The 13,877-nt window shown below is 36.3% G+C and carries 11 protein-coding genes; 3 read left to right on the forward strand and 8 right to left on the reverse strand.

Translation table 11 applies throughout. The annotated features are described in order from the left end of the window. Positions 1-14 precede the first annotated feature (14 nt). On the forward strand, positions 15-311 hold the full coding sequence (trxA, locus tag ACZZZC_RS12560; protein ID WP_463482345.1) for a thioredoxin: 297 nt from the start codon (positions 15-17) through the stop codon (positions 309-311). Here the strand turns inward: trxA and pdeM are convergent, their stop codons facing one another. From pdeM to ACZZZC_RS12580, 4 genes are all read right to left on the reverse strand, one after another. Then, a complete protein-coding gene (gene pdeM / locus ACZZZC_RS12565; protein ID WP_463482346.1) occupies positions 312-950 on the reverse strand; it encodes a ligase-associated DNA damage response endonuclease PdeM in 639 nt (212 codons plus the stop codon). It lies immediately after the preceding gene. A gap of 59 nt (positions 951-1,009) precedes the next feature. Beyond that, complete coding sequence (locus tag ACZZZC_RS12570) at positions 1,010-3,487, reverse strand: ligase-associated DNA damage response DEXH box helicase (RefSeq protein WP_463487358.1); 2,478 nt, start codon at positions 3,485-3,487, stop codon at positions 1,010-1,012. Positions 3,488-3,710: 223 nt separating this feature from the next. Beyond that, the gene (locus ACZZZC_RS12575) at positions 3,711-5,300 is read right to left on the reverse strand and encodes an ATP-dependent DNA ligase (protein ID WP_463487359.1); all 1,590 of its coding nucleotides are present in this window, start codon (positions 5,298-5,300) and stop codon (positions 3,711-3,713) included. Beyond that, positions 5,297-6,352 (reverse strand): ligase-associated DNA damage response exonuclease, encoded by a 1,056-nt coding sequence (locus ACZZZC_RS12580; RefSeq protein ID WP_463482349.1) that lies wholly within the window; start codon positions 6,350-6,352, stop codon positions 5,297-5,299. Before ACZZZC_RS12580 ends, ACZZZC_RS12575 begins: the two co-directional genes overlap by 4 nt. A 153-nt stretch (positions 6,353-6,505) precedes the next feature. Here ACZZZC_RS12580 and ACZZZC_RS12585 point away from each other — a divergent pair, with 153 nt between their 5' ends. Together ACZZZC_RS12585 and ACZZZC_RS12590 are read left to right on the forward strand one after the other, a co-directional pair. Continuing rightward, a complete protein-coding gene (locus ACZZZC_RS12585) occupies positions 6,506-7,117 on the forward strand; it encodes a SatD family protein (protein WP_463482350.1) in 612 nt (203 codons plus the stop codon). Further along, positions 7,117-7,827, forward strand: a complete 711-nt coding sequence (locus ACZZZC_RS12590) for a DUF3307 domain-containing protein (RefSeq protein ID WP_463482351.1) — start codon at positions 7,117-7,119, stop codon at positions 7,825-7,827. Before ACZZZC_RS12585 ends, ACZZZC_RS12590 begins: the two co-directional genes overlap by 1 nt. A gap of 211 nt (positions 7,828-8,038) precedes the next feature. Here the strand turns inward: ACZZZC_RS12590 and ACZZZC_RS12595 are convergent, their stop codons facing one another. From ACZZZC_RS12595 to ACZZZC_RS12610, 4 genes are all read right to left on the reverse strand, one after another. After that, the gene (locus tag ACZZZC_RS12595) at positions 8,039-10,210 is read right to left on the reverse strand and encodes a S9 family peptidase (protein ID WP_463482352.1); all 2,172 of its coding nucleotides are present in this window, start codon (positions 10,208-10,210) and stop codon (positions 8,039-8,041) included. Between the two features lie 94 nt (positions 10,211-10,304). Further along, positions 10,305-10,988, reverse strand: a complete 684-nt coding sequence (locus ACZZZC_RS12600; protein ID WP_056848912.1) for a DUF4412 domain-containing protein — start codon at positions 10,986-10,988, stop codon at positions 10,305-10,307. 22 nt (positions 10,989-11,010) lie between these two features. Next, positions 11,011-11,787, reverse strand: coding sequence for an enoyl-CoA hydratase/isomerase family protein (locus tag ACZZZC_RS12605; protein WP_463487360.1), 777 nt, complete (start codon positions 11,785-11,787; stop codon positions 11,011-11,013). Position 11,788: 1 nt separating this feature from the next. Further along, entirely contained in the window at positions 11,789-13,876 is a 2,088-nt protein-coding gene (locus tag ACZZZC_RS12610; RefSeq protein WP_463487361.1) for a ComEC/Rec2 family competence protein, read from the reverse strand. Between the last annotated feature and the right edge of the window lies 1 nt (position 13,877).

Raw genomic sequence — 13,877 nt, forward strand, 5'->3', positions numbered from 1 at the left:
TAACGACTTAAATTATGGCTAAGTTTTCAGAATTAATAAATGGAGAGAAACCAGTTTTGGTAGATTTTTTTGCCGAGTGGTGTGGACCTTGCAAAATGATGAAGCCCATTTTAGAACAATTGAAATCGCAGGTTGGCGATTCCGTATCTATTATTAAGGTCGATATTGATAAAAATCAAGCGGCTGCATCAGCCTATTCGGTTCAAAGTGTACCTACTTTAATGTTATTCAAACAAGGAAAACAAGTTTGGCGTCAAAGTGGTGTTTTGCAGGCTTCGCAATTGAAACAGATTATCGATTCTCATTCTTAATTATACTTCGACCACTTTATTGGGCGTAACCGCAAATATTTGTTCATTAGTCTTCGGGTAAATGTTATAAAGGCCTGTAAACGTACTGAAAGCTGGCAAAACTGCATATTCTTTTCCAAAGAAGAAACAAGGAAATTTTAAACGCTGTTTTGCTTTACCCACTACAGTAACCCCAGGATGAATGTGGCCACTTATCGGATACAATTCTTCTTCGGTACATTTTGGTACATCATGAATAAAGCAAAAAGGCCCCAAACAAAAACTCGGTTCATGTATTTCAATTTGCATTGATTCATAATCAGCATTTGCTAACCTATCATGGTTTCCTTTTACAAGCAAGAAAGTGAGTTCGCGAAATTGCTTTTTCCATGATGCAAACTCATCGATATCGGTGTTTAAACCATGATGAAACATATCACCATTAATCAATAACGTTTTAGGTTTGTACTTTTCAATGAGCAAACCTAATCGTTGTAAATCATTTTGAGCGATGGTAGATGGTACTTGTACACCAGCAGAACGGAAATGTGCAGATTTACCCAAATGCAAATCGCTAATGGCTAAAAGTTGATGTTGTGGTAAGTATAAAGCCCTTTCTTTATCTAGAATCAGTTCTTCTCCGTGGCTTGTTATTGTCATTAATTTTTATCTAATATAGTCCGTAGTTGCGAGCAATGACGAAACAGTAAAAGGGTAATCTACTTAAATTTCTCCGATTCTGCTTTCATCCTTGCAATTCGTTGTTCCAATTCTTCCGAACTCATATTTTCCCGTAAACTATCAACCTTGATCGGAAATGATAATGGTGTAAAACTCTGTGGATGGGTAATGATTACCTCACTATTTTGAATTCTTTCTAACGCGGCAGCCAATCTTGGCTCTTCCAACTGCTGATAAAAAACTTCATCGTATGCCTGGCGCAAAAGTAAATTATGTTTATCGTAATCGCTAAAAACATTAAAAAATAAACCTGCCGATGACTGGAGATGTTTATTGGCAACATATTTACCAGGATACCCCTGAAAAACCAAACCTGAAATACAGGCAATATCGCGGAACTTTCTTCGAGCCATTTCTGTTGAATTGATACTTAGCGTAATGTCTTCTGTTAAGTTTTTTGGCGAGAAAACTTCGTATGCGATAGATTCATCCATAGGAATTTCTGTTTCACTTAATAGTTCAAACCCATAATCGTTCATTGCAATAGAAAAACTGATGGGCAAAAGCTTGCTCAAGCGGTAAGCTACCAAGGCTGCCAACACTTCATGAACTAAACGCCCTTCAAATGGATAAGCAAAAAGATGAAAACCTTCTTTGTTATTAATCAATTCAATTAGCAATTCATCATTACGTGGTACATGAGAACGCTTTTCTTGCAAGAGAAATAATGGATAAACAGAATCCAATTCTTCATCATTATGGGTTTTATCTAACGCTTCATTATATTTTTTCCGCAATACCGAACCTAGATTTGAAGATAATGGCAAACGGCCACCATTCCAGCTAGGTGAAATAGCATTTTTTTGTTTGCTCACCCGAACAATCACCGTCATATCTTTAACATGAACAAATTCTAAAACCCGACCGGCCAAACGGAAATTATCGCCGGCTTTTAATCGGGTAACAAAATATTCTTCTACCATGCCGATATACCCGCCGGAAAGAAATTTTACCTTTAACATCGCATCACTTACTATAGTTCCGATGTGCAAACGATGTCGCATGGCCAGCTGTCGGCTTTTAACTTTCCATAATCCGTCTTCATCTTTAGTTACCTTTTTAAACTCGTTATAAGCGCCTAGGCTATCGCCACCTGAAGTAATAAATTGCATTACCCAAGCCCATTCCTCTGGCAAGATCAATCTAAAAGCGTGGGTATTTTTGATTTCCTCATAAATAATTTTGTCATCAAAGCCATCTCCAATAGCTAAAGTAACCAGGTATTGAACCAGAGTATCAAAAACCATAATGAATGGCTCACGACTTTCTATATTATTCGTTTTCGCTGCCTCTTTAATTGCTGCTGCTTCGACCAATTCGAGAGCATGTGTTGGCAAAAAATAGATTTTGGAAACCTCGTGGGGCGAATGCCCCGAACGGCCGGCACGTTGCAAAAACCTGGCAACACCTTTAGGGGAACCAACCTGGACAACGGTATCCACGGGTTTGAAATCAACCCCTAAATCCAAAGATGAAGTCGCAATAACAGCTTTCAGTTGCCCCGTATGTAACGCATCTTCAATCCAGTTTCTGAGTTCAAAATCTATCGAGCCGTGGTGAATAGCAATTCTTCCTGCCAATTCAGGTTCGATATTTAGCAGGTGCTGGTACCACATTTCCGATTGACCACGAGTATTGATAAAAATAAGAGTGGTTTTGCTTTTCTCAATAATAGGCAGAAGTTTATAAGCCAGTTTTAAACCCAAATGCCCAGCCCAAGGCAGGGTTTCAATATCATCAGGAAGGATAGATTTAATGATGATTTTCTTTTCTAGGTCGGCTTTTATAATGATCCTTTTCGCCGTTTCATCAGGCTCCAAAACATCCAAAGCCTCTTCAATATTTCCAATGGTCGCCGAAATTCCCCATACTCTTAAAAACTGATTTTTTTCCAATTTTTGCAAACCTTTAATCCGGGAAATAGCAAGTTCTACCAATACACCACGTTTACTTCCTAACAATTCATGCCATTCATCTGCTACTATGCATTTCAGATTTTTAAATAAAGTTGAAGAGCCTTTTTGCGCCAATAAAAGATGCAAACTTTCAGGTGTAATCAATAAAATTTCGGGCATCGATTTCTTTTGTTGAACCTTTTCTGCCTGCGAGGTATCGCCGTTTCTTACTCCAACATGCCAATCTAATTCAAGTTCGGTAAGTGTTTCACGCATCGCTCTTGCAATATCTTTAGCCAGGGAGCGAAGTGGGGTAATCCAAATGAGTTGCAAACGGTCTTTTGCTTTTTTATTGCTTAATTCTGATGCATTTAGCGCCTCTATGGCTATGGCCAAAAACAAAGAAAATGTTTTACCAAATCCTGTTGGAGCATTCACCAATCCGCTGTAACCGTTTAAGTAGTTTTGCCAGGCATCTTCCTGAAATTTAAATGGTTTACGACCATTGGCTTTAAGCCATTGCTTAATTTTTTTGTAGCCTTTGGTTTTCGTTTGGTCCATGTATAATTGTAATTTCTAAATTTTTAACTTGAAAAGCAATTTCAGTAATTCTTTGGTAGTATTAGTCCCGCCATTTACTAAAATCTTATATTTGTAGAGTTGACAACTTTCTGTGCAATCAGCTATTAAAGTTGTCAACTCTTAAAAAACAAATAAAAGTATTTCCACGTCTGTAGGGTTTAAGTGGCAAGGCCAACCTAAATAAAATAAACCTTCAACAGCCTCATAGTGTTGATGCCAGCAATTGCCTTAAATCTTCTAATGTATTTATTTCAGCAGCTTTTTTATCTTTCCGCCATCTTAAAATCCGTGGAAAACGGAGTGCCAAACCAGCTTTGTGTCTTTTACTTTCTGCGATTCCCTCAAATGCAATTTCGAAAACAAGTTCAGGTTTTACGGTTCTAACTGGTCCAAATTTTTCTATTGCATTTTTAGTTACAAAAGAATTTACTTCTTTAATTTCCTTATCGGTTAGGCCAGAATAAGCCTTTGCAATAGTAACCAGGTTTCCGCCATCGCGAACAGCAAAAGTATAATCGGTGAAAAAATTTGCTCTTCTGCCACTACCTTTTTGGGCATAAATCATCACTGCATCAACGGTATAAGGATTGATTTTCCATTTCCACCAATCGCCACGTTTACGACCACTGTGGTAATGTGAACTCAGTTTTTTAAGCATAATTCCCTCACTATTAATTGAACGTGAGGTTTGTCTTAACTCCGCTAATTCTTCCCAGGTTTTACAAGCTATAACTGGTGATAGAATCACAGCACTTTCATCTAAACTACCAATTAACTGCTCTAATATTTTTCTTCTTTCACTAAGAGGATGTTCGCGAAAATCATTTGCCTCAAACTCCAGAATATCGTAAACGAAGAACCCAATAGGGGCGTCTTCCAGTTGTTTTTTACTGATCGTTTTGCGGTTTAAACGTTGCTGCAAAGTACTAAAAGATAAAACCTGCTTATCCTGTACCGCTAGTATTTCACCATCTAAAACTACACCATCTGGCAAAATATCAATTAAAAAATGTAGTTCTGGGAATTGCTCTGTTACCAATTCTTCGCCTCTGCTCCATATAAATAATTCACCATTTCTTTTAACAATTTGTCCGCGGATACCATCCCATTTCCATTCGGCTTGCCATTCGGTAATATCGCCTAACTTTTCTGGCTCTTGCTCCAAAGCATAGGCAAGGCAAAAGGGATATGGCCAGGAGTTATCAGTATTTACATGTGCCCCATTAATCAGCTCGGTAAAAGTAATTTCATAAGGATTCCACTTGCCCATAATGCTATGCATAATTTGGGCACTATCCAAACTACTTTGCTTGGCCAGGGCATTCACAAGCATTTTATTGGAAACCCCAATTCTGAAATTGCCTGAAATAAGTTTGTTGAAAATGAATCGTTCTTGTGTTTCTAAGGTATTCCAAGCATTTAAGATAAAATCTTTTTTAGTTTCATCATCTTTACCTTCCAAATCGTGCAAATTTTCAATCCATTTATGCAATTGAATATCTGAAGTATTCTCTGCAGGCGGGAGGAGCAGGGCAATGGTTTCGCTTAAATCGCCCACGTTCGAGTAACTTTCAGAAAATAACCATTCGGGTGTTTGTGTAATTTCTATTGCCCAATATTTAAGCAATGCTGATTTAATTGGTCGACGAGGTTTTTTACCTGTGAACAGGGCGATGACCCAAATCTTATCTTTATCATCAGCAAAATTAAAATAATCAACTAATGCAGCAATTTTGTCATTGGTTTTATTGCTCAATTCTAGCTGCTGAATGAGTTTTGCAAATCTTTTCATTCTGCGCTTATGTTTTCAGTTTCATTCTTTTGATTCTCACCATCCGCCAGATCAACTTTGTTTTCTTCATCGTCTTCTTGCCCAAACTTGGTCATTACTTCTTCTGATTCAATGCCCTCATCATTTAAAAACCGACTAAAAGCGGCCGTGAAACCATGGGTAACATAAACTTTTTCTGCGCCGGTTGCAGTAATGGCATCCATTAGCCCTGTCCAATCGGCATGGTCACTGAGGGCGAAACCAGCATCGGCACTTTGCCAGCGACGGTGTGCCCGAACCTGCATCCAACCTGAGCAAATACCAGTAACCGGATGGGATAAATTCTTAATCCATCGGCTATCACGCATGGCTGGTGGCACAATTACAATTCCCTTCTGTAATTCATCCTTGGTAGTTTCGGGTGTAATTCTAATCGTTTCTGGCAAGTTTACACCAGCATTGATAATTACTTCATTTAGGTTTGCGATACTATTGTGAACATAAATAGGAACACTACCCGCAAGATTTTTAATTAAACGTTGTGCTTTCCCTAAACTATATGCAATTAATACGCTCGTTTTTTGTTGTGGAATATTATCGCTAACCCAACTTTTAATTTTATCGAAAACAAGATCTTGTTTTTGCCATTTATATACAGGCAAACCAAAAGTACTTTCAGATACAAATGAATGGCATTTTACGGGTTCAAAAATATCACTAATCCCATCATCTTCCGTTTTATAGTCGCCTGAAATAACACAGATTTCCCCTTTGTATTCTAATCTAACTTGTGCCGAACCAATGATATGGCCTGCAGGATAAAATGAAATATTTACACCGTTACGAACGATGCTTTCGCCATAATTAAGGGTTTCTACATTTAAATCTTCGCTAATGCGGCGTTTAATTATAGGCTTTGTTAAGGTATGGCAGAGGTAATGTTTATTTCCAAAACGTACATGGTCGCTATGGCCATGTGTAGTTACGGCGTAATCTACAGGCCACCAAGGATCTACATAAAAATCTCCTTGCTTACAGTAAATACCTCTTTTTGTAAATTCTATTAATGCCATGAGTACTAAACAATAAATTATGCTATAAGTTTTAAATCAATATCGGCTAATTAGCCGATAATTTAAAATATCGGGTAATTAGCCGATAAATAGAAATATCGGGTAATTAGCCGATAATTTTTGAAATATGATTTAATAATCCGATATTGTATTATGATTTGCATTATAACAGGTGATATAATAGGTTCAAGAAAGATAAAAGATAGCTGGTTATTGAGTTTGAAAAATGCTTTAAAAGTAGTTTCAAAGCAGAATAATAAGTGGGAGATTTATCGCGGAGATAGCTTCCAGGTAGAGGTAGAGACAGAAAATGCCATTAAAACTGCAGCTTATTTAAAAGCCTGTATCAGAATAAATAAACCTGCAGATGTGAGGATGGGCATTGGAATCGGAGATATAAAAAGCAAGCGTAAAAAACTTTCAGAATCAAGCGGAGATGCATTTGTAAGCTCTGGAGCAGCTTTTGATAGCTTAAAACAAGCAAAAGTTAATCTGGCTATTAAAACTGACTTCCCTGATTTCGATGAAGAAATTAATGTTATGATTAAGCTTTCTTTAATTGCAATGGATAGTTGGGGAATAGTTGCAGCAGAAATGGTCAAGCTGGCATTAGAAAACGAAAATGTGTTGCAAAGTGAGCTAGCCGTGCTTTCAGGCAGAACCCAATCTTTGGTAAGTGAGGCTTTAAAACGTGCTCATTATTCTGAATTGATGGAGATGGATAAATTATACCGTAAAAAATTGAACCAAACGCTTTCGAAATAATGGAGATCTATTTAATTAAAATCATTATAGCGCATTTAGTTGGAGATTTTTTTCTGCAGCCTAATTCATGGGTGAAAGATAAAGAAAGAAAGAAGCTAAAATCAAGCAAGTTATATTTACATGTCCTGGTTCATATAGGATTAATTTTTGTTGTTTTTTTAAGCTTTAATGTTTGGAAAATAGCTTTATCAATCGGTGTATTGCATCTTCTAATTGATGCCTTAAAATCGATCTTTCAAACAAATAAAAATGCCAGAATCTTATTTTTTGTTGACCAGGTTTTGCACTTTAGCTCTATTGTATTGGTATGGAATTTTTTCTATAATGGTTATTTAAATATCAGTTTTATCAATGAAACGCACACGTGGATTATAATTTCGGGCATTTTGTTTTTGACTATGCCAACATCCATCATTATGAAAGTGATTATTGCCAAGTGGTTACCAGAAAGTGATGATGAGAGTCCGAAATCGTTACAGAATGCAGGGAAATATATTGGAATTTTAGAACGCACATTGATTTTTGTTTTCATCCTCACCAATCACTTTGAGGCTGTAGGTTTTCTGTTGGCGGCTAAATCTGTTTTCCGCTTTGGCGATTTAAAAGAAGCACATGATTTAAAATTAACCGAATATGTACTAATTGGCACCTTGCTGAGTTTCGGAATCGCCATAGTAGTTTCACTAATGATTATGGGATTGATAAAATAAATTTTCCCTGCCGCATATTAAGCTTTATGCTAAGCTAACATTAAGGAGCGTGTAGAACATTGCATTCTAAACCCGATTGAAATGTAATACTTTTTTGAGAAACCTCGCAGGTTTTAAAAACCTGCGAGGTTGATTTTCACAAAAAAGATTAAAATGAAAAGCGGGGATATCGAATCCGATTCCCCGCTAAATTGCTTTTCAAATACTAATTCTATTTTGCGCCTGGAGGGCAGTTATCTTTCAAAAACTTAGTATAAGTGAGCGATAAATGCTCACTGGTTCCATCGCCCTCAGAAATACTGTGCGTACGATTCGGATAGCTCATTAATTGGAAAACCTTTCTGTTTTTAATCAATTCGTTAATTAACATTTCTGCGTTTTGATAATGAACATTATCATCGCCAGTACCGTGAATGTAAAGTAAATTACCCTTCAGATTTTTGGCATAAGTAATAGGAGAGCCCTTAACATAAGCTTCTTTGCTTGGAAAAGGAGTGCCCATATAACGTTCCTGATAAATATTATCGTAAGTTAATTGGTTACCAACAGCTGCAATGGAGATACCTGTTTTGTAAATTTCAGGATATTGAAACATTAAGTTTAAAGTGGATGAACCACCGCCACTCCAGCCCCAAACGGCAACACGATCTTTATCCATAAATGCATTTGTAGCCAGCAGTTTTTTTGCGGCCATGGCCTGATCGCGGATATTAATTACACCAATGTTTTTGTAAATACCCTTTCTCCAGGCTGCACCTTTAGGAACAGGCGCACCACGGTTATCCATAGAAATATAGATATAACCATCTTTGGCCATATCGCCGGCATAAAGGGGATTTCTACCGGCTCCATAAGTATCAGAGGCTGTTGGAGAAGCAGGTTCGCCATAAACATAAAATACTACAGGATATTTTTTATCGGGATTAAAATTATCTGGTTTTTTCATCCAGCCATCCAATTCAACACCATCTTCTGTAGTTACTTTAAAGAATTCTACTTTATTTTTAGGTGCTTCTTGTTTTGATAATTGGTTAGTAATGCTACCATCCATGGTGAATGGATTGCCTGTAGTAAAATTCATCCATTCGGTTACCGGCCTTACTGTAGCGCTATTGTAGGTATGACGAGCGAAAGCTGCATTAGGGGAAATATCATAGCTGTGCGTGCCAGGAAGCAGGATAGATGGCGTAACTTGTTCTAACTTGCCCTTACCATCGAGCTTGGTTTTATACAAATAACGTTGTGTGGCATTATTAGGCGAAGCGATGAAATACAAATAGTTATTCTTATCGTCGATTAATTTTACATCGACAACATCGTAATTTCCTTTTGTTACCAGCGTTTCTTTTTTTCCATCACGACTAATTCTATAAAGGTGTGCCCATCCATCTTTATCAGATAAAATGGTAAACTCCTTATTGTCATTTAACCATTTCCACTCATCTTGGGCATCAATCCATGCTTTTGCTTTTTCGGTATAAATGGCTTTAGCAGCGCCACTGGTTGCATCGCAAATAAATACAATACTTTCATTTTGCTCGCGATTTAATTGTTGGAGAATTACCTCATTGCTATTTGGAACCCATTGCATCCGAGGAATATAATGTTGAATATTATCGCCAGGGATATTTAACCAATTGGTTTTAGCAGTATTTACATCGACAATACCAACTTTACAAGCTGATGGATTTTCGCCAACTTTCGGATATTCTACAGGAATGGTGAAGGGATAAATCGAATCGGTATTATTAATCATTAAAAAATTCTTGATTTTGGTAGCGTCGATTTGCCAATAAGCAATAGATTTTCCATCAGGACTCCATCTAAAACCATCTCTGCAATCGAATTCTTCCTCGTAAACCCAATCAAAAGTGCCGTTAATCATTCGGTCTGTTCCATCGGTTGTTAAGGCCTTCATGTTAGTACCGTCAGAATTTTCTACGTACAAATTGTGTTTGCTTACATAAGCAACCTTACTTCCATCGGGCGATAATTTTGCAAACATCAACGATGATGCAGGCTTGTCTTTGCCGATTTGAGTGATCTTATTCGCTGTTAAATCAGCCAACCAATAATCTCCACGCGTATCGTAGCGCCAAACTTTTTTACTATTGGTGTAAATTAAAGCTTTAGTTCCATCGGCAGAAAGTTGAAAACTACGAACTGCAATTGGGGCATCTTTTCCTGAAGGCGTTAGAAGTGTCCGGGAAATAATCGTCTTTTTCTCACTTTTGGGTAGTGTAACAGAAACAATTTCTCCACTGGTAATTTGATAATAAGAATTGCCATCTTTTGCCCAATTTATGCCTTGAGCTTTTGCATCAACAAGTACACAAACGGTAATGCAAACTATTGAGAGTTTGAGTAATAAGTTTTTTATCATAGAAAATTAGTCATAAAAAAAGCTTTTTAACTTTTGGGCTAATTTAAATAAAAGCCGGCAGTTAAAAAGCCTTTGATTGTAAGATATAAGTTAGTTATTCTCCGCCACCTTGCATTTTCATTAATTCGTCCATAGTTACTACTTCGTAACCTGCCGGAACGTCTTTCGAAATTGCACCCACTTTACCTTCAGCAATTGATTTTAATGTTGTTGTAGTTTCGATACCGCGTTGAACCATTGTAAACTTTACCGGAAATGCACCTAAACCTGGGAAATAGTTTTGAGAACCTACGTTTGGAAGTTCTACATCTTTAGTTGCCCATAATTCGTGAGCGCCACCTTTATCATCTTTAAATGTATATTTTTCAGCATTGTAACCACCTACAGTTTGTTTTTCGCCAGTTGCTTTGAAATCTGAAAACTTAGCAATTGCACCCATAGCTTTTTCTACATCTTCTTTTGATTGTTTTACGGCGAATTGTTTTTGAGCGATAGGCACATCAATTAATAATAAACCCGTTTTTTCGTTGTTATCAGAAACGATACCAATTAAAGCAGGACCTTGTTCCATTTCAATTTTAGTTAAACCATTATTGAATTTAACTTTCATTTCTGCAGGTGGTTCCTGACCGCCCATTGCAGCTTTTTGCTCATCAGTTAATTTATATTCCAAGCCGTAAGTAATCGTACCTTCAGCAATTTTTTTTTGCGCATGTGCGATTATTGCACCACTAACTAAGATTAAAGCGACAACGCTTGTTTTGATTGATTTTAACATGTTTTTATTTAAGTTTAGTTTTTTACCAGTTAATTTTTTCTTTATTTAAAAATGAAGCAATTCCTTTTTTGAAATCTTCACTTTCCCTCACTCTAGCGTTTATTTGTACTGCAAATTCCAGACTTTTCTCCAATAAGGGATTTGTTGTTTGGTTAATTAGCTGTTTTGTGATCATCAACGAATTACCAGAACTCCCGCTACACAAACGTAGTGCAAATTCTTTAACACTTCGATTAATTTCTGCTGAATTTGTTACATAATTTATCAATTTATATTCCAAAGCCTCCTGAGCTGTGAAAGTTTTTCCAGTTAGCAATAATTCTTTAGCTATAGTTTCGTTTACCTTTTGCTTCAAAAAACACGAAACGATAGCCGGTACGAAGCCGATTTTAACTTCTGTATAGCCAAAACTGCTTTCAGGAGTGGCGAAAATAATGTCGCATATTGTGGCTAATCCGCACCCCCCGGCGATTGCATGTCCCTCTACCTGTGCAATAACTATTTTCGGAAGATAATAAATGGTTGTAAAAAGCTTTTTTAAATTATTCGAATCTATAACATTTTCTTCAAAGGTATTTTGTTGTAATTGTTGAAGATACTCTAAATCTGCACCCGCACTGAATGAACCTCCATTTGCTTTTAATACGATCACTTTAACCGCATCATCTTCTGATGCATGAATAAATTTCTCAGTTAATTCCAAAATTAATTGAGGATTTAGTGCGTTTCTTTTTTCGGGTCTGTTGAGGGTTATGGTGGCAATTCTTTCTTCCACACGGTACAAAACCAGGTTTTCCATGTTATTGGGTTAGGTAAACCAAATATGCAGGATTTTTCTTTAAAATATGAGCTTCTATTTTATTATTCTCCGCAAATTTTTTAAAGGTTGCTATTTTATAATCTTTATTTGTAGCGTCGATAATTAAATGTCTAAATGTTAATTCTTTAGGAAGATTTTGCAAATTGTATTTGTTATTAGCTGTTAACCAAACGCTTGAAAATTTACTATCGATTACTATCTTTTTATAATTAAGGTGTTCATCAATCAGTAGAATATTGTACTTATAAAATACAATTTGGTTATCTTTTTTAATGAAATTCTTCGAAACGGTGTCTCTTTCCAAATTGGTAAATCTAATTGCATTAATCTGAGATTGTTGCAGTGCGGGCTCAATAAAGAATTCGTAATTTCTATCGTCTGAGCTTAAATCGGTAAGTAAAATTGCGGTTTTACCATCAATAAATGCAGCTGCATAATTTTTTCTTAAGGTGAAAAAGATAATTTTCTTCTGATGGATAGCCGCCCAATCATTATAAAGGGTAATTGCAGAACAGGCGACATAAATCAACGCGGAAAAGATATAAAATTTAGCACTCTTACTGACAAGCCCGTAAATCAATAAGCCCAAAGCAATACTCATCAAGATTAATTCTGGAAGAGTAATCCATACCGATGAAAAAGTAGAAAATGGTAAATCGGCAATCCGTTTTAGAACGATGTTTGTAGTAACGATTATCCATTCAAAAATCGGGGAAATTTTATCTATAAATGGAACTAGAATAGCAATTCCTAAAACCATAATGAGGATAAGCGGAATAGAGATAAACAAATTCCCCATTAAAAAATAGACAGGAAATTGATGGAAATAATAAATACAAAGCGGAAATGTAACCAATTGTGCCGATAGAGAAAGTGCAATCAATTGCCACACTTTATTCAGCCATTTATTTTTAACGTAGATCCATTTGTAAATCTTTGGTTGAAGATAAATTAAACCAAAAACGGACAGGTATGACAGTTGAAAACCAACATCCCAAATTAAGAATGGATTGTAAATCAGCTGGCAAAATGCCGCAAATGCTAAAGTGTTATATCCGTTTTTATTTCTGGCGAAAGTTTTAGCTGTGATGAAAATTGTGATCATAATCGTCGCCCGGACGACAGATGGAGATAAACCTGTAATTAATGAATAGCCGCAAATCAAACTACAGATGAGGATAAACTTTAAAATTTTAAGTGAACGTTTTTTGTCCAGAAAAGCTAAACAAAAATCTAGCACAAAGAAAATTATCGCCACATGACTACCGGAGACAGAGAGAGCATGGATGGTTCCAGTTTTAGAATAAGCTGCTAGCGTTTCCTTACTTAAATCCGCCCGATATCCTAAAATTAGTGTCGATGCAACTGCAAAAGCTTCATCATCTTTTATCAGTTTTCGGTATTTTGCCACCTGCTTTTCCCTCAAATCCAAGGCAAACTTTATAATCGGATTTCCAGTATTTCTATTAGTTTTAAGCAAGTGCTTTTGGTTGATAAATGTTTGTTCGTAAACGTTTTTGCTGGCCAGCCACCTTTTAAAATCAAATTCAGCGGGATTATATGGGGGTTCAACTTCCAGATATTTTGCGAACACTATCAACTCATCACCATATTTTAATTTTACTGGGCTTAGGCTATCTACCTTCAAAGCCAGCAATAATTGTCCGCTCAGCTTAACGTGGTTCGAATTCTCGTAACCCGAAACTACGTTTGCCGTAAACCTTAAAATATCATTTGTTTGCTCGGGTTCATCATTTATCCAAATTTTTAAGTAAGTATATTTCTTTTTGGCGAAGTAATCTTGCCTCAGCTTGTGATTATTTAAGAGGCATAGTAATCCTCCCAGTATAAAAAAGAAAATAAAAATTAATGATCCTGTTATGCCTTTAAACTTATAGCCCTTAGCCTTTTTGTAAATTATGTTAATAGTTAATAAAAAAATGAAAATCACTACCAACGTAATCTCAGTAATCAAAATCATTCTTTGCGTTGCGATGAAGTAAAAAATGCCAATCCCAATTAAAAAAGGAATTAGAATCCTTGCGAAAATATATTCTGCTTTAAACATA

It is taken from the genome of Pedobacter sp. AC212 (assembly GCF_979258625.1).